Source organism: Variovorax boronicumulans (assembly GCF_019352895.1).
GTDB classification, from domain to species: domain Bacteria; phylum Pseudomonadota; class Gammaproteobacteria; order Burkholderiales; family Burkholderiaceae_C; genus Variovorax; species Variovorax boronicumulans_A.
Genome location: NZ_JAAAFX010000009.1, coordinates 1,291,014 through 1,307,786 on the forward strand (window position 1 = coordinate 1,291,014; position 16,773 = coordinate 1,307,786).

Here is a 16,773-nt window from a genome sequence, read left to right on the forward strand (position 1 = left end):
GGGATTATCCCTGCGCGCCCTGCCCTGCGATGCGGGCCGGCCTCAAGCGGCCGGCAAGCCGCTTTGCGCGCCACTGAGCGCGTCGTGCAGGCGCTGCACGGCCTCGGCCGAGGGATGGACCTCTGCGGCGCCCACGGCCTCGATGAAGGTGCACGCGGCGTATCCCGCCGCCGCCCGCTCGTAGCGAGATACCCAGGCTTCGCGTTCGTCCATCCGCTCCAGCGCCACCGGCCAGACACCGGGACGTGGCCGCAGGTGATCGTCGATGCCGATGCGCCAGGGCTTGGGGCTCACGCGCGCACGGAAGCAGTTCTGGTTGCGGCACATGCGCGCATAGACCGTGTCGGCGCCCAGTTCGTGGAAGCAGTCGGCCACCGCCGTCTCGTTCGGAGAGAAGGTCCGGTGCATGGCCAGCGCACGCAGTCCGGCCGGAGTGCGGTAGAGGCGCAGATGCCAGTCGGGGTGCTGGAAGATGAAGCGCTCGATGCGCTGGCGTGCGCGCTGCTCGGGCGTGGCGGGTGCCTGCTGCGTAGAGTCGTCCTCCACCTTGTCCTGGCGTCGCCCCGGCACCCACCACAGCAGGCTGAGGACCACCGCACCCACACCTGCCGCCGAGAGGGCCGAGCGCGTGATGGCCGCCGCCGCCGCCGCGGCCAGCACCGCCATCACCACCGCCAGGAGGCGAGGCAGGCCTTTGCCCTTGCGACGCGGCGCGGCTTCTTCTTCTTCGAAGTCGATGTCCACGAACAGCACGTCGGGCGTGTTGAGGCACAGCGCACCGTAGCCATTGCGTGTGATCAGCGTCTCGCCCTCGCGGCGCACGATCTGCTCGCGGATGGGCATGCCGTCGGCGCCGTTGTAGGCCGTCTTGGCTTCGCGCCGCGGCAGCGTCTCGCCGGCCTGGATGCGGGCCAGGGCCGCGCGCGTGCGCTCGTCGGCATGGGCCTGCGCGGCCAGCGGGCTGTCGTCGGACCAGCCGAAGCGGCGCACGGTGAGCTGCCGGCCGTCGATCACGGTCTGGATGCGGCCTTCGGCCCAGTGCGCGGGAACGATCATCGCGTGGCCGTCTTCTCGTCGGCGCCGATGCGACCGGCCTCGATGGTGATACGCCGTTCGCACTGCGCCGCGATGCCGCGATCATGCGTCACCAGCACCAGCGTGGTGCCGAGCTCGCGGTTGAGGTCGAACATCAGCTTCATGACCTGCTCGCCGGTCGCGAAGTCCAGGCTGCCCGTGGGCTCGTCGGCCAGCAGCAGTTGCGGCTGCACGACGAAGGCGCGGGCCAGCGCGACGCGCTGCTGCTCGCCGCCCGACAGCACCTTGGGGTAGTGGCCCAGGCGCTGGCCCAGCCCGACGCGCCCGAGCATCTCGGTGGCGGCCTTGCGCGCGTCCTTGCGGTCGGCCAGCTCCAGCGGCAGCATCACGTTCTCCAGCGCGCTGAGGTTGGCCAGCAGCTGGAAGCTCTGGAACACGAAGCCGACCTTCTGCGCGCGCAGCGCGGCACGGTCGTCCTCGTCGACCGCGAAGATGTCCTGGCCGGCCAGCTTCACCGTGCCGCGGGTGGGTGTGTCCAGCCCCGCGATGATCGACAGCAGCGTGCTCTTGCCCGAGCCGGAAGCCCCGACGATCGCCGCGGTCTCCCTGGCGCCCAGGGTGAAATGGATGTCCTGCAGAATGTCCAGCGTGCCGGCCGAATCCGTGACGGACTTGAAAACATGGTCGACGGCAACAATTGCTTCGGAGGGGGCTTGGGACATTGAAAGGCTTTGCGTGGTGAATCGACGTGACTTTATCGTGGCGGGCATGCTCGTCGGCAATTCAGGGGCTTGGAGCGCGGCCTTCGCGCAGGCGACCAGGGCCGGCAAGCCGGTGATCCTGGTGGTCGGCGATTCGCTGTCGGCCGAATACGGACTCAAGCGCGGCGAAGGCTGGGTGCCGCTGATGGAAAAGCGCCTGGCCGAGCAGAAGATTGCCGCCACCGTGATCAACGCCAGCATCAGCGGCGACACCACCTCGGGCGGCCGGGCCCGGCTCGCGGCGCTGCTCACGCAGCACAAGCCGACCCATGTGGTGCTCGAACTCGGCGGCAACGACGCGCTGCGCGGCCTGCCGATCCAGAACACCGAGGACAACCTGCTGCAGATGACCAAGGCCGCGCAGGCCGCCGGCGCCAAGGTGCTGATCGTCGGCATCCAGGTGCCGCCCAACTACGGCAGCGACTACCTGCGGCGCTTCGAGGCCATCTTCGAGAAGGTGGCCAAGGCCACCCAGGCGGCGGTCGTGCCCTTCCTGCTGCGCGGCGTGGCCGACGGGCCCGATGCCGCGTCGCTGTTCCAGGCCGACCGCATCCACCCCGTGGCGAGCGCCCAGCCCCGGATGCTCGACAACGTCTGGCCCGAGCTGCGCAAGCTGCTGCCGAAGTAGATCCGGCACCGCTTGCCCGCGGACCAAAAGAAAAGCCGCGCTGTCTGACGACAGGGCGGCTTTCTTCAGACCGTTGGGCTTCAACCGTTCTTGGTCGGAAGGTCCGGCGGCGTGGGTGCATCGCGTTCCTGCGACGCCACGTCGGTTTCCGGATCGCCGGGGGCCAGCCCTTCGCTGCTCGGGCCGAGCTTGCGCTGGCTCTTTTCCCTCAGCTTCTCTTCCTTCTTCTTCTTCTTGGCCAGTTCTTTCTGGCGCTTCTCGTAGCCGTAGTTGGGTGTTGCCACTGCTTCTCCTTGGGGGCGGGCAGTCCGGGTGACTGCGTGTCCTCTGACTGTACGCGATAACGGCGCGCCTTCAGAGCACGGCGAGCGCCTGGGCCAGATCGGCCTGCAGGTCTTCCACCGCCTCGAGGCCGATCGAGAAGCGCACCAGCGTGCCGCGATGGGGCCAGCGCGCCACGCTGGCGTCGCGCATCAGGCCGATGTCGTAGGGCACCACCAGGCTGATCGGGCCGCCCCACGAGTAGCCGAGCTTGAAGAGCCTGAGGCTGTCGCAGAAGCGGTCGATCTGTTCGGCACCGTAGCGTTCGTCGAACACCACCGAGAACAGCCCGGCGGCGCGGTCGGACTCGCCGCACAGGCGCTGCCAGTGCGCATGGCCCGGCGAACCCGGCAACGCCGGATGCAGCACCTGGGCGATCTCCTCGCGGTCCTGCATCCAGCGCGCGAGTTCGCGCGCGCAGCGGTCATGCGCCTCGTAGCGCAGCGCGATGCTGGGCAGCGCGCGCAGCAGCGTCTCGACGTCGCCCACGCCCACCCCCCAGCCCATGCGCATGTGGGTGAGCTTGAGCGCCTGGTGCAGTCGCGCGTCGTTCGTGATCACGCTGCCCATCAGCACGTCGCCGCCGCCGCTCGGGTACTTGGTGAGCGCATGGACCGAGATGTCGACACCCTGCCCCGAGCCATCGAAGTCGAAGGGTGCAAAGGCCAGGCCCGCGCCCCAGGTGTTGTCGAGCGCGGTCATCACGCCGCGTGCGCGGCAGAGGTCGACCAGCGCGGGCAGGTCCGGGAACTCCATGGTCACCGAACCCGCGGCCTCGACCCAGACCAGCCGCGTGCGGTCCGACAGCTTGGCCGCCAGGTCGGCCGGATTCATCGCGTCGTAGAGCCGGTGCGTGATGCCGAAATTGGCGAGCTCGCCCGTGGCCAGCGCCTTGTTGGGCCCGTAGGCGTTGTCGGGAATCAGCACCTCGTCGCCGGCCTTGAGGAAGGCGAAGGAGACCAGCGCGATGGCCGCCAGCCCGCTCGACACCAGCAGGCAGTCGCTGCCGCCCTCCAGCGTGGCCAGGCGGGCCTCGAGCGTGAAGGTGGTGGGCGTGCCGTGCAGGCCGTAGGTGTAGCCGGCCTTGGTCTTCCAGTCGCGTGCGCGCATCGCGGCCACGTCGGCGAAGAACACGGTCGAGGCCTTGTAGATGCCGGGCTGCGGCGCGGCGAAGTTGCGCGGCGGGCTGTAGGGGTGATGGATCAGGGTCGTGGAAGGCTTGCTCATGGGCTCGATGCTAGCGTGCCCGTCGCACCCTGCACCGATGCGTCCCCGCGGCCTTCCAGGGCCCGCGTGGCATGCAACCCTGTCCCCCCGCCGCTGCGGCCCTTCCCGAGGCTGCGATGGGCCTTCGCGCCCCGGGGATGACGCGGGCGGGACGGCGTCGCAGAATCGGCGTTTCGACCTCATCCCCGTCGGGAAGGAAAGCACCATGGCCATCCACGAACTGTTCCCCTACCTGTGCGTGCACGACGCCGGCGCGGCCATCGACTTCTATTGCAAGGTGTTCGAGGTGAAGGAGATCTTCCGCCTGACCGAACCCGGCGGGCGCATCGGCCACGCGGAGCTGGACTTCCACCACGGCGCCGTCCTGATGCTCTCCGACGAGTTCGCCGAATTCAACATCTTCAGCGCGAAGACGCTGGGCGGCACCGCGGTCTCGCTGCACCTGCACGTCGACGACGCCGACGCGGTGGTGGCGCGCGCGGTCGCGGCCGGCGCCACGCTGGACATGGCGCCGCAGGACCAGTTCTATGGAGAACGTTCCGGCGTGTTTCGAGACCCGTTCGGGCATCGCTGGAACGTGGGGCACAGCATCGAGAAGCTGACGCCCGAGGAGATGCAGACGCGCTACACGGCGATGCTCGAGAACGGCAAGCGCGCCGGCTGAGGCGGTGCCATGAAAAACGCCCCGGCAAGCCGGGGCGTCGAGGTCGAAGGGACGCGTCTGGAGGCGGGCCTCAGACCGACCACTTCTCGATCAGCTTCTCGGCGCCCATGGAGTCGTAGCCTTCGAAGGGCTGATGGATCCAGGGATTGGTGGCCAGGAATTCGACTTGGTAGTCGGGCGTGAAGGTCGACAGCGCCTTGGTCCAGATCACGGCGCTGCGCAGCTCGGTGATCGGCGGGTAGTTGTTGCGCAGCATGTCCATCACCGCGTGCAGCGTGTGGCCCGAATCGGCCAGGTCGTCGACCAGCAGGACCTTGCCGGCGATCTCGCCCTTGGGCGTGGTGATGAAGCGCGCGATGTCGAGGTGGCCCTGCACCGTGCCGGCGTCGGCGCGGTAGGAACTGGTCGACATGATCGCCAGCGGCTTGTCGAAGATGCGCGAGAGCACGTCGCCGGGGCGCATGCCGCCGCGCGCGAGGCACAGGATGGTGTCGAATTCCCAGCCCGACTGGTGCACCTTGATCGCGAGCTTCTCGATCAGGTTGTGGTACTCGTCGTAGCTCACGTAGAGATGCTTGCCGTCTTCGGTCAACATGTTCGTTATTCCTTTCAGTGTTCGTGGGTCCATGAAGGACCCCATCGCTTCAAACCGGCGCTCTCGATGCCAGGGATACCGCGGCACCGGCTTCGCCGGGCCGCTGGCATCGCCCCCTCGAGGGGGAGGCGGCGACACGCAGTGCGCCGCTTCGGGGGTGGGTTCAATCCGCGAGGTAGGGGTGGCGCATCATGATCGTGTGATCACGGTCGGGGCTGGTCGACACCATGTGGATCGGCACGCCCGTGACTTGCTCGATGCGCTGCAGGTAAAGACGCGCATTGATCGGCAGCTTGTCGTACTGCGTGACGCCCACGGTGCTTTCGGTCCAGCCTTCGAGCGTCTCGTAGACCGGCGTGCAGCGCTCGATCTCGTCGGCGCCCATCGGCAGGATGTCGGTGTGCTCGCCATCGAGGATGTAGCCGGTGCACAGCTCGAGCGTCTCGAGGCCGTCCAGCACGTCGAGCTTGGTGATGCACAGGCCCGACAGGCCGTTGACCTGCGCCGAACGCTTGAGCAGCGCGGCATCGAACCAGCCGCAACGGCGGCTGCGGCCGGTGGTCACGCCCTTCTCGGCACCGATGGTGCTCATGTGATAGCCAGGGGTGCCGGGCTTTTCCCAGTCGAGTTCGGTCGGGAACGGACCACCGCCGACGCGCGTGCAGTAGGCCTTGGTGATGCCCAGGATGTAGTGCAGCATGCCCGGGCCCACGCCCGAACCGGCGGCGGCGTTGCCGGCCACGCAATTGCTGGAAGTGACGTACGGGTAGGTGCCATGGTCGACGTCGAGCAGCGTGCCTTGCGCGCCTTCGAACAGCAGGTTGGCACCGGCCTTGTGCGCGTCGTTGAGCTCGCGCGAGACGTCGGCCATCATCGGCTTGAGCAGCTCGGCGTGGCGCATCGCCTCGTCGAACACGGTGTCGAAATCGATCGCGGGCGCGCTCAGCACCTGCGTCAGCACGTGGTTGTGCAGGTCGAGCAGGACACGCAGCTTGGTCGCGAAACGCTCCGGATGCTTGAGGTCCTGCACGCGCAGCGCGCGGCGCGCGATCTTGTCTTCGTAGGCCGGGCCGATGCCGCGGCCGGTGGTACCGATCTTCTCGATGCCGCCCTTTTCACGGTAGGCCTCGCGCGCGATGTCGAGTGCGGCATGGAAGGGCAGGATCAGCGGGCAGGCCTCGCTGATGCGCAGGCGCGAACGCACTTCGACGCCGGCTTTCTCCAGGCCTTCGATTTCCTCGAACAGCTTGGCCGCCGACAGCACCACGCCGTTGCCGATGTAGCACTTGACGCCGGGGCGCATGATGCCGCTCGGGATCAGGTGCAACGCCGTCTTCACGCCGTTGATGACCAGCGTGTGGCCCGCGTTGTGGCCGCCCTGGAAACGGACCACGCCCTGGGCGCTCTCCGTCAGCCAGTCGACCAGCTTGCCCTTGCCTTCGTCGCCCCACTGGGTGCCGACGACGACCACGTTTCTTCCGGTGGTAACGCTCATGATGTTCCGCTTTTCAAGATTCAGATGGCTTGGACATTCCACTGGCCGGCGTGCTCGACGAGCTCGCGGTCGCAATGGAATTCGTCGATTTCGCTGTCGTGGCCCGGCAGCACGCAGACCACGGTTTCGCCCTTCGCGCGCAGCGCCGCGATGGCCGCGCGCAGCCCCGTCGCATCGCTCCATGGGGCACGGATGGCCGCGCGCAAGGGCCGCGTCGGCAGCACGCCGACCAGCTCTCGCAGGTCGAGGCTGAAGCCGACCGCCGGCCGGTTGCGCCCGAAGACCGCACCGACCTCGTCGTAGCGGCCGCCGCGCACCAGCGCATCGGCCGCGCCGTCGACGTAGATGCCGAAGCGCATGCCGCTGTAGTAGGCATAGCCGCGCAGGTCTGACAGGTCGAAGCTGATCTGCGCGCCCTCGAGGCGCTGCCCCAGCTGCCGCAGATCGGCCAGCGCGGCGCGCACTTCCGGGCTCGCCGGCAGCACGCGGGCCGCCTCGTCGAGCACGGTGGCGTCGCCGTAGAGCTGGACCAGCGCCAGCAGGCCTTCGCGGGCCGCCAGGGGAAAGTCGCGCGTGAGTGCGCGCAGTTCGCTCGCGTCCTTGGCGACCAGCGCCGCATGCACGCGGCTCAGCGCGGCCGCGTCGGCCGGCACACCGGCGAACAGCGAGCGCACGATGCGCGCATCGGCCAGGTCGACGATCGCACCCTGCGACAGGCCCGATGCGCGCAGGCAGTCGAGCGCGAGCAGCAGCACCTCGGTGTCGGCTTCGAGCCCGGCGTGGCCGTAGATCTCGGCACCGAACTGCAGCGGCTCACGCGTGGCGTGGGGCCGGTCGGGTCGGGTGTGGACCACCGGGCCGCAGTAGCACAGCCGCGTCACGCTCTGCCGGTTGAGCAGGTGCGCGTCGATGCGCGCGACCTGCGGCGTGGTGTCCGCGCGCAGGCCCATGGTGCGGCCCGACAGCTGGTCGACCAGCTTGAAGGTTTGAAGGTCGAGCGCCTCTCCCGTGCCGGACAGCAGGGATTCGAGGTGCTCGAGCAACGGCGGCATCACCAGCTCGTAGCCATAGCCACGGGCGGTGTCGAGCAGTTCGCGTCGAAGTTCTTCGATGTGGCGCGCCTCGGAGGGCAGCACATCGGCAATGTGATCCGGGAGGACCCAAGCGGACATGGGGGATCGGGCTCGTGGTTAAACAGGGATTCTACCGGCCCGCGCGAGCCCCTCGGCCGCGGGCATCGCCGCGGCGGTGGGCGCAGCGCGCAAATTCAGGCCAGAAGCCAGAGAAGAAGCAGGCCGAGCAGGATGCTGCAGAGGCCGAAGAAACGCAGTTGGCCGTCGCGCAGCTGCATCAGCTGGCCGAAGCCGCGCCGCCAGCCGCCCGGCGACACGAAGGGCAGCAGCCCTTCGATCACCAGCACGAGCGCGAGCGCACTCCAGAAGACGTCGGCGCTCACGGGCGGGCGCCTCAGCGCGAGCTGGGGGTGCCCGGGCTGCGCAGCGCCTTGAAGAAGTCCGAGGACGCGGGGTCGACCACCAGCACGTCGCTCTTCTTGTTGAAGCTCTGCTTGTAGGCGTCGAGGCTGCGATAGAACTGTGCGAACTGCGGATCGCGGCCGAAGGCCTCGCTGTACGAAGACGCAGCCTGGGCATCGCCCTCGCCCTTGATCTTCTGCGCATCGCGGTAGGCGTTGGCCACGGTCACTTCACGCTGGCGATCGGCATCGGCACGGATCTTTTCGCCCTCGGCGAAGCCGGTGGAACGCAGCTCGTTGGCCACGCGCTTGCGCTCGGCCTCCATGCGGCGGTAGACCGATTCGGTGATCGCTTCCACGTAGTCCACGCGGGTGATGCGCACGTCGATGATGTCCACGCCCCAGGGCTTCTCGCCCTTGACCACGGCCAGCACCTCGCGCTGCACGTCGGCCATCAGCTGCTCGCGGCGCACCGAAATCAGGTCGCGCACGGTGCGCTTGTTGACGTTTTCCTGGAACGCGTTGCGCACCACGCGGTTGAGTTGCACGGCGCCGGCGTTCTCGTCGAGGCCCACATTGCGGATGTACTCCGAAGGGTTGCTCACGCGCCAGCGCACGTACCAGTCGATCACCACGCGCTGCTTCTCGGCCGTCAGCATGGGCTCGGCCTCGAGGCTGGACAGGGTCAGCAGCCGCTTGTCGATGTACGACACGTTCTGGAACGGCGGCGGCATCTTGAAGTTGAGGCCGGGCTCGGTGATCACGTTCTTGATCTGGCCGAGCTGGTAGACCACGCCGAACTGGCGCTGGTCGACCACGAAGAGCGTCGAGCTCAGCAGCGCGAGCGCCACCAGGACCGTCGATGCGATGAATCCGATTCTGTTCATGTTCTTGTTCTCCCGCTCAGCGTCCGTCGCGATCGCGCGTGCGGCCGTCGCGCACCCGCGCATCGTTGTTGATCGGTGCGACCGGAATCACCGAAGACTGGGTCGGCGCCGTGCCGGCCACGTTCGGGCTGGCACCGTCGGCAGGCGCACCGGCCGTGTTGGCACCGGTCATCTGCATCAGCTTGTCCAGCGGCAGGTACAGCAGGTTGGAGCCCGACTTGGAGTCGACCAGCACCTTGGTGGTGTTGGTGTAGATCTGCTGCATGGCGTCGGTGTACATGCGGTCGCGGGTGACCTGCGGCGCCTTCTGGTATTCGGCCAGCACCGCGCTGAAGCGGCCGGCATCACCCTGGGCCTGTGCCACGATGCGTGCCTTGTAGGCTTCGGATTCTTCCTTCAGGCGCGATGCCGTACCCGTAGCGCGTGGCACCACGTCGTTGGCATAGGCCTGGGCCTCGTTCTTGGCGCGCTCGCGCTCCTGGCCGGCCTTGAGCACGTCGTCGAAGGCCGCCTGCACCTGCTCGGGCGGACGCACGCCGCCCTGCTGCAAGTTGATGTTGACGACTTCCACGCCCACCTTGTAGCGGTCGAGGATGGTCTGCATCAGCGCGCGCACGCGCGGGGCGATCTGGTCGCGCTCCTCGGCGAGTGCCGCGTCCATCTTCATCTTGCCGACGACTTCGCGCACCGCGGTCTCGGCGACCTGCACCACCGTGTCGGCGGGCGCCTTGCTCTCGTAGAGGTAGGCGCGCGCATCGCTCAGGCGGTACTGCACGGCGAACTTGATCTCGACGATGTTCTCGTCCTCGGTCAGCATGGCGGATTCGCGCAGGCCGGTGGAGCGCACGATGCTGTCGCGGCCCACGTCGGTCGAGCGGATCTGCGTGACCACCACCAGCTCATGGCGCTGAATCGGGTACGGCAGGCGCCAGTTGAAGCCGGCGCCGACGGTCGTCTTGTAGCGGCCGAACTGGGTGATGACGGCCTGCTGGCCTTCGTTCACGATGAAGAAGCCGGTGCCCAGCCAGATCAGCACGGCCACGCCGGCGATCAGGCCGATGCCATAGCCGGCGTTCTTCATGTCGGGCTTGAAGCCATTGCCACCGCCGCCGTTGCCGGTCGGCCGGTTGCCGTTGCCGCCGCCCTTGCCGCCGAACAGGCCGCCGAGCTTGCGGTTGAAATCGCGCCAGAGTTCATCGAGGTCCGGCGGTCCCTGGTTGGGACCCTGGCCTCGCGGGCGATTGTTGTTCCCTGGCGGCGGGTCGGCGTCGGGGCGTTGGCCGCTCGGGCGCTCGCCGTTCGACGACGGCTCGTCACCTCGTCCCCATCGACCATCGTTCAGGTTGAACATGCCCTGAAAACGGTTCCACACTGGCTTTGCATTCATTCGATTCGTTCTCTCGTCAGTGAGGGGATTGTGCCCAATCAGCCGGGTGCATCGTGCAATTCAGCCCCGCCGTCCAAGGGCATGCCTTCGACCACCGATCCCGAGCGGCGTGCCAGTTCGCTGCGCAGCGCCGGCAAGCCGGCACCGGTGTGCGCGCTGACGAAGACGCGGGGGATTTGCAGGCCGTCGATTTCGATCTCGTCCTGCAGATGGAGCGGCTGTTGCGCGCTTTCAAGGGCATCGAGCTTGTTGAAGACCAGCATCTGCGGCACGTCACCGGCACCGATCTCGCGCAGCACGCGCTGCACCTCGGCCATCTGCTCGGGGTGATGCGGGTTGGACGCATCGACCACGTGCAGCAACAGGTCGGCATCGACGGCCTCCTGCAAGGTCGCCTTGAAGGCATCGACCAGGCCGTGCGGCAGGTCGCGGATGAAGCCCACGGTGTCGGAGATCGACACCTGGCGCCGCGCATCACCCAGGTAGAGGTGGCGCGTGGTGGTGTCGAGGGTGGCGAACAGCTGATCGGCCGCATAGGCGCGCGCCTTGACCATCGCATTGAAGATCGAGGACTTGCCGGCGTTGGTGTAGCCGACCAGCGAGATGTTGAAGGTGTCGCGCCGTTCGCGCTGGCGGCGCTGCGTGTTGCGCTGCTTCTGCACCTTCGCCAACCGCTCGCGGGTGCGCTTGATCGACTCGTCGATCATCCGGCGGTCGAGCTCGATCTGCTTTTCGCCCGGGCCGCCGCGCACGCCGGCACCGCCGGTCTGGCGCTCCAGGTGCGACCAGCGCCGCACGAGGCGGGTGCTCAGGTATTGCAGTCGGGCCAGTTCGACCTGCAGCTTGCCTTCATGGGAGCGCGCGCGCTGCGCGAAGATCTCCAGGATCAGGAAGGTGCGGTCGTACACCGCGATCCCGAGCGTTCGCTCGAGATTGCGTTGCTGTGCGGGACTCAGGGATTGGTCGAAGATGACTTCGCTTGCGCGATGCATTTCGGCCAGCTCGCGGATTTCGTCTGCCTTGCCGCTGCCCACGAAAAGGGCAGCATCGGGCGCCTTGCGTTTGCACACGAGGCGTTCGACCGGCGTGAGGCCCGCGGTCTGCGCAAGCAGGCCGAGTTCCTCGAGTTCACCGTCGAAATGGGGCAGTCCGAAGTCGACGCCGACGAGAACGACGGCGCCATCCTGGCGGGGTATGTCTTCAGACAAGCGGAATGGGGCGTTGCGAAAAAAAGCGCAGCGGACGGAGCCCGCCGCGCGAGTGCCGGTCAGGCAGCGGCGTCGTCGTTCTCGGCAGCCGAGAAATTGACCGCGCGGCCAGGCACGATGGTGGAGATGGCGTGCTTGTAGACCATTTGCGTCACAGTGTTACGCAGAAGCACGACATATTGATCGAAAGACTCGATCTGACCCTGAAGCTTGATGCCGTTGACCAAATAGATGGAAACCGGCACATGCTCCCGACGCAAAGTGTTCAGGAACGGGTCTTGCAAAAGTTGCCCTTTGTTGCTCACGATATTCTCCGTGTTCAAGGAAGAGTTATAGGAAAGAGAACCTTAACACAGGGTTTCTGCGCTGCAGCAACAAAGCCCAAAGCCATCTCAAAAATAACGGCTCTTTAAAAGGGGAACTTTGCTTGCAACGGCGGCTCAACGGAGGCGTTCAACCTGCAAACGCCCCGCCCTGCCCCGTGCTATTTATCCTTGTCGGCGTAAGGATTGGTCGAGGTCTTGAACTCGATGCGCATGGGCGTGCCGACCAGGTCGAATTCCTTGCGGAAGCGGCCCTCGAGAAAGCGCTTGTACGAATCGGTCACGTGTTCGAGCGAATTGCCGTGGATCACGATCACCGGCGGGTTCATGCCGCCCTGGTGCGCATAGCGCAGCTTGGGTCGGAACATGCCGGCGCGCTGCGGCGACTGGAATTGCACCGACTCGAGCAGCAGGCGCGTGAGCACCGGCGTCGACATCTTGCGGGTCGCCGATTTGTGCGCCTGCGCAATGGCCTGCCAGACCGGGCCGAGCCCCTGGCGCTTGATCGCCGAGATGAAATGCAGCGAGGCGAACTTGAGGAAGGGCAGACGGGTCTCGATCTGGCGCTGGATCTGCTCGCGCTGGTAGCTGTCGACCGCGTCCCACTTGTTGATGGCGATCACCACCGCACGTCCGCTTTCGAGGATGTAGCCCGCGATGTGCGCGTCCTGGTCGGTCACGCCCTGGGTGGCGTCGAGCAGCAGCAGCACGACGTTGGCCGACTCGATGGCCTGCAGCGTCTTGACCACCGAGAACTTCTCGATCGCCTCGAAGACCTTGCCCTTGCGGCGCAGGCCGGCGGTGTCGATCAGCTCGAAGTGCTGGCCGTTGCGCTCGAAGGGCACCGAGATGGCGTCGCGCGTGGTGCCCGGCATGTCGAAGGCGACCAGTCGCTCCTCGCCCAGCCAGGTGTTGATGAGCGTCGATTTGCCGACGTTGGGGCGTCCCGCCACGGCCAGCTTGATGGGCTTGGCCTCGCCGTCTTCCACCTCGTCTTCGGGCTCCGGCAGGTTCAGCGGTTCGAGCGCCAGGTCGACCAGGTCACGAATGCCCTGCCCGTGCGCGGCGGACACGCCGTGCACGTCGCCCAGGCCCAGTTCGTAGAACTCGACCAGCTTGGTGCCGTCGTGCATGCCTTCGGCCTTGTTGGCCACCAGCACGGTCGGCTTGCCGAGCCGGCGCAATTCCTTGGCGATCTCGTGGTCCTGGGCCGAGAGGCCTTCGCGGGCGTCCACGACAAACACCACCACATCGGCCTCGGCCACGGCCTGGCGCGTCTGCTTGGCCATCTCCTTGAAGATGCCGCTGCCCGCGTCGGGCTCGAAGCCGCCGGTATCGATCACGATGAACTCGTGCCGGCCCTGGCGGCCGTTGCCGTAATGGCGGTCGCGCGTCAGGCCGGCGAAGTCCGCCACGATCGCGTCACGCGTCTGCGTGAGGCGGTTGAAAAGGGTGGACTTGCCGACGTTGGGACGCCCGACCAGAGCGATGACCGGTTTCATGGTCGAGCTTTCAATGGGTTTATTCCGGGCGATAGCCGAACACACCGCCATTGCGGGTGACGACCACGACCGTGTTGCCGGCGAGAACCGGGGTCGCCACGATGGGCGAACCATCGGGCGTGAGACGGGTGAGCAGGGAGCCATCTTCGCGCGACACCAGCAGCAGCAGGCCGCTGTCGTCGCCGATGACCAGCGAACGGCCGACGGCCAGCGGCGCCGTCAGCGTGCGGTACTTGAGCAGGTCGCTGGACCAGGCGCGTTCGCCATCGGTGCGGCGCCAAGCCACCACGCTGCCGTTGCTTTCGGTGCCGTAGACGAAGCGGTCGTCGCCGCTCAGGCCTTCGGCGCCCGAAGCAGGCTTGGTCCAGAGCAGGCCGCCGCGCGTGGTGTCGACGCAGCCGACGTTGGCGTAGTAGGCCCGCGCGCAGACGGTGTCGCCCACGCGGCTCACGCTGCCGGTGAGGTCGACCAGTCGCTCGACGTCGTTGGTGCCGCGCGGTGCCGCGATCGGCGATTCCCAGCGCGACGAACCGTTGCTGGGGTTCAGGCCCGCCAGCCGTCCGCCCACGCCGGTGACCAGCGTGTCGCCCACGGCGATCAGCACGCCCGGCTTGCGCAGCACCAGGTTCTCGGCGGTGCGCGACTGCGACCAGAGGCGGCGACCGCTCTCGCCGTCCCAGGCGCTCACGGTGCGATCCGCGGTCTGCACGAAGACCCGGCGCCCGGCCACCAGGGGCGCGGTGTAGGCCTGCGCGGTCAGGCGCTGCTTCCACAGCACCTTGCCCGCCTGCAGCGCGACGAGTTCGTTGTCGCGGGTGATCACGGCGGCCGTGATGCCGTCGCTGCCGACACCGGCAATCAGCGCCTTGCCGACGCTGGCGCGCCAGGCTTCCTGGCCCGAGCGCGCATCGATGGCCACCACCGTGCCGTCGGCACCGGCGAGGGTCACGGTGTCGCCGCTGACGTCGACCTGCAGGGAGAAGTCGGTCTTGGGCACCTTCACGGTCCAGGCCTGGCGCACGCCGAACAGCGCCGGGTCGGCGGCCAGGGCAGCGGGCTTGGGCTTGCCGGTGCCCGAGCAGGCCGCCAGCGCGGCGAACAGCACGGTTGCGGCCACCACGCGCAGGACGGGGTGAACAGACACAAAGCGATGGGTAGTCATGGTGCGATGGTCACTGGGAAGTTTTGCCGGACGCGGCGGGAGCGGCCGTCAGGGTTTTCGGATCGACGCCCACGGCGTTGAGCTTGATCTCGACCAGGCGGCGGTAATCGTTGCGCGCGTCGAACGCAGCCCAGGCCTTCTGGTATTGGGCCTTGGCTTCGTCGCGCTTGCCCTGCGCCAGGTAGACATCGCCCTTGCGGTCGGCCACCAGCGGCTCGAATTCCTTGGGCACGGGCGCAGCCAGCTGCTGGAGTGCTTCGTCGTAGCCCTTGCTCTCGAGCAGTTCGGCGGCCAGTCGCAAGCGCGCGATCGCCTTGTAGCCCGGGTCGACGGCGTTGTCCGCCACCCACGCCAGCGCGGCCCGCGATGCCTCGGGCTTGGCCTTCTCGTTGAGCGTCTTGGCGGCCAGCAGGCCGGCCTGCTGTGCGTAGACGGTGCCCGCGAAGCGGCTCTTCATCTCGCCGAGCGCGCGCTCGATGCGATCGGCGTCGCCCGCCTGCGCACTGCGCTCGACTTCGTCATAGAGCGCCGAGGCCTGTGCGGCCTTGTTGCGCTGGAAGTAGTTCCAGCCGTTCCAGGCCACGAACGCACCGGCGACGAGCAGCACGATCCAGGTGATCAGCGTGCCGTAGGTGTTCCAGAAATGCTTGAGCTGGTCGAGCTGTTCCTGTTCTTCGAGATCGAGATGGGTTGCCATGCGCTGTCAGTAAGTTGAAGGACCCCGGGACTCGACGGGTCGAGTCCGCCCTCGAGAGGGCCGGGATGTTTGGGAACGGACCGGCGTTTCCCTAGGGAGCCGGGGATTGTAGGGTGGTGGCCCAGGCACGCACGTCGGCCAGAGGCCGCGCGGTCTGCGCGACGCTGGCGTCGCGCAAGGCCTTGAGAGTCACTTCGCCGCGTGCGAGTTCATCGGCACCGAAGATCAGTGCGTAGGTGGCGCCGCTGCCGTCGGCCTTCTTCATCTGCGACTTGAAGCTCGCCAGTCCCTCGGCGGTCGCGCCGTGCATCTGCACGCGCACGCCCGCCTCGCGCAGCTGCTGCAAGGTGCGCAGCACCACCGGCATCGAGCTCGCATCGGGCACGATCGCATAGGCATCGGGCACCACGGCCGGGACTTCGGTGCCCTGCTCCTTGAGCAGGTCCAGCACGCGCTCGACGCCCATGGCCCAGCCCACGGCCGGCGCGGGCTTGCCGCCGATCTGGGCGATCAGGTCGTCATAGCGGCCGCCGGCGCACACGGTGCCCTGCGCACCCAGGCGATCGGTGACGAACTCGAACACCGTGAGGTTGTAGTAATCGAGGCCGCGCACCAGGCGCGGGTTGATGGTGAAGGCGATGTCGTTGGCCTTGAGGATGGCCTGCAGCCCCTCGAAATGCGCCAGCGATTCGGCACCCAGGAAGTCGATCAGCTTCGGCGCCGCTTCGACCACCTCCTTCATCGCGGGATTCTTGGTGTCGAGGATGCGCAGCGGATTGCTGTGCAGGCGGCGCTTGCCGTCTTCGTCGAGCTTGTCGGCGTGCTGCTCGAAGTGGGCGATCAGCTGGGCGCGATGCAGCGCGCGCTCGGCCGGCTGGCCCAGGCTGTTGAGTTCGAGCCGCACGTCGGTCAGGCCGATGGCCTTCCAGAGCGCGTTGGCCAGCAGGATCAGCTCGGCATCGACGTCCGGGCCGGCGAAGCCCAGGGCCTCGGCACCGATCTGGTGGAACTGGCGATAGCGCCCGCGCTGCGGCTTCTCGCGCCGGAACATCGGCCCGGTGTACCAGAGGCGCTTGGGGCCGTCGTAGAGCATGTTGTGCTCGATCACGGCGCGCACCAGGCCGGCCGTGTTCTCGGGCCGCATGGCCAGATGCTCGGCCTGCCCGTGCTTGTCGGAGCGGTCCTCGAAGGCGTACATCTCCTTCTCGACGATGTCGGTGACCTCGCCGATGCCGCGCACGAACAGCGCCGTGTGCTCGAGGATCGGGGTGCGCACGTTGCGGTACGCGAAGCGGCCCATCAGCTCGCGCACCGTGGCTTCGAGCCACTCCCAGCGCGCCGACTCGGGCGGCAAGATGTCGTTCATGCCTTTGACGGCATTCAATTTTTCGGCCATGGATCAGAGAA

The 16,773-nt window shown here is 67.5% G+C and carries 18 protein-coding genes; 2 read left to right on the plus strand and 16 right to left on the minus strand.

Annotation, left to right across the window (positions count from 1 at the left end; all coding sequences use genetic code 11):
• Positions 1-42: 42 nt before the first annotated feature.
• Positions 43-1,056, minus strand: coding sequence for a hypothetical protein (locus tag K0H49_RS25095; protein WP_219218446.1), 1,014 nt, complete (start codon positions 1,054-1,056; stop codon positions 43-45).
• Entirely contained in the window at positions 1,053-1,757 is a 705-nt protein-coding gene (locus K0H49_RS25100; protein ID WP_219218448.1) for an ABC transporter ATP-binding protein, read from the minus strand. The genes K0H49_RS25095 and K0H49_RS25100 overlap by 4 nt, the downstream gene beginning before the upstream one ends.
• Before the next feature lie 16 nt (positions 1,758-1,773).
• Here K0H49_RS25100 and K0H49_RS25105 point away from each other — a divergent pair, with 16 nt between their 5' ends.
• Complete coding sequence (locus K0H49_RS25105) at positions 1,774-2,424, plus strand: arylesterase (protein WP_374122415.1); 651 nt, start codon at positions 1,774-1,776, stop codon at positions 2,422-2,424.
• 80 nt (positions 2,425-2,504) lie between these two features.
• Here the strand turns inward: K0H49_RS25105 and K0H49_RS25110 are convergent, their stop codons facing one another.
• Positions 2,505-2,708 carry a hypothetical protein gene (locus K0H49_RS25110; RefSeq protein ID WP_219218451.1) on the minus strand — a complete coding sequence of 68 codons (204 nt, stop codon included), beginning with the start codon at positions 2,706-2,708 and terminating at the stop codon, positions 2,505-2,507.
• A gap of 70 nt (positions 2,709-2,778) precedes the next feature.
• A complete protein-coding gene (locus tag K0H49_RS25115) occupies positions 2,779-3,972 on the minus strand; it encodes a PLP-dependent transferase (protein ID WP_219218453.1) in 1,194 nt (397 codons plus the stop codon).
• Positions 3,973-4,177: 205 nt separating this feature from the next.
• Between K0H49_RS25115 and K0H49_RS25120 the strand changes: the two genes are divergently transcribed.
• A complete protein-coding gene (locus tag K0H49_RS25120) occupies positions 4,178-4,636 on the plus strand; it encodes a VOC family protein (RefSeq protein ID WP_219218455.1) in 459 nt (152 codons plus the stop codon).
• A gap of 70 nt (positions 4,637-4,706) precedes the next feature.
• Here K0H49_RS25120 and K0H49_RS25125 read toward each other — a convergent pair whose 3' ends face one another.
• The 12 genes from K0H49_RS25125 to hisS all read right to left on the minus strand — a co-directional run bounded on the left by K0H49_RS25125 (position 4,707) and on the right by hisS (position 16,762).
• On the minus strand, positions 4,707-5,231 hold the full coding sequence (locus K0H49_RS25125; protein WP_093123037.1) for a phosphoribosyltransferase: 525 nt from the start codon (positions 5,229-5,231) through the stop codon (positions 4,707-4,709).
• A 163-nt stretch (positions 5,232-5,394) separates the two neighbouring features.
• Entirely contained in the window at positions 5,395-6,726 is a 1,332-nt protein-coding gene (locus tag K0H49_RS25130; protein WP_219218457.1) for an adenylosuccinate synthase, read from the minus strand.
• Between the two features lie 20 nt (positions 6,727-6,746).
• Positions 6,747-7,898 (minus strand): ATP phosphoribosyltransferase regulatory subunit, encoded by a 1,152-nt coding sequence (locus K0H49_RS25135; protein ID WP_219218459.1) that lies wholly within the window; start codon positions 7,896-7,898, stop codon positions 6,747-6,749.
• Positions 7,899-7,993: 95 nt separating this feature from the next.
• Positions 7,994-8,182, minus strand: coding sequence for a DUF2065 domain-containing protein (locus tag K0H49_RS25140; RefSeq protein WP_183028765.1), 189 nt, complete (start codon positions 8,180-8,182; stop codon positions 7,994-7,996).
• A gap of 11 nt (positions 8,183-8,193) precedes the next feature.
• The gene (gene hflC, locus K0H49_RS25145; protein ID WP_219218461.1) at positions 8,194-9,087 is read right to left on the minus strand and encodes a protease modulator HflC; all 894 of its coding nucleotides are present in this window, start codon (positions 9,085-9,087) and stop codon (positions 8,194-8,196) included.
• A gap of 16 nt (positions 9,088-9,103) precedes the next feature.
• On the minus strand, positions 9,104-10,438 hold the full coding sequence (gene hflK / locus K0H49_RS25150; protein ID WP_219219171.1) for an FtsH protease activity modulator HflK: 1,335 nt from the start codon (positions 10,436-10,438) through the stop codon (positions 9,104-9,106).
• A gap of 74 nt (positions 10,439-10,512) precedes the next feature.
• Entirely contained in the window at positions 10,513-11,682 is a 1,170-nt protein-coding gene (hflX, locus tag K0H49_RS25155; RefSeq protein WP_219218464.1) for a GTPase HflX, read from the minus strand.
• 59 nt (positions 11,683-11,741) lie between these two features.
• A complete protein-coding gene (gene hfq / locus K0H49_RS25160; protein WP_012747311.1) occupies positions 11,742-11,987 on the minus strand; it encodes an RNA chaperone Hfq in 246 nt (81 codons plus the stop codon).
• A gap of 179 nt (positions 11,988-12,166) precedes the next feature.
• Positions 12,167-13,507, minus strand: a complete 1,341-nt coding sequence (gene der, locus K0H49_RS25165; RefSeq protein WP_219218472.1) for a ribosome biogenesis GTPase Der — start codon at positions 13,505-13,507, stop codon at positions 12,167-12,169.
• A gap of 19 nt (positions 13,508-13,526) precedes the next feature.
• On the minus strand, positions 13,527-14,669 hold the full coding sequence (gene bamB, locus K0H49_RS25170; RefSeq protein ID WP_219218474.1) for an outer membrane protein assembly factor BamB: 1,143 nt from the start codon (positions 14,667-14,669) through the stop codon (positions 13,527-13,529).
• A gap of 10 nt (positions 14,670-14,679) precedes the next feature.
• Positions 14,680-15,366 (minus strand): YfgM family protein, encoded by a 687-nt coding sequence (locus K0H49_RS25175; protein ID WP_219218476.1) that lies wholly within the window; start codon positions 15,364-15,366, stop codon positions 14,680-14,682.
• Between the two features lie 91 nt (positions 15,367-15,457).
• A complete protein-coding gene (hisS, locus tag K0H49_RS25180) occupies positions 15,458-16,762 on the minus strand; it encodes a histidine--tRNA ligase (protein WP_219218486.1) in 1,305 nt (434 codons plus the stop codon).
• Between the last annotated feature and the right edge of the window lie 11 nt (positions 16,763-16,773).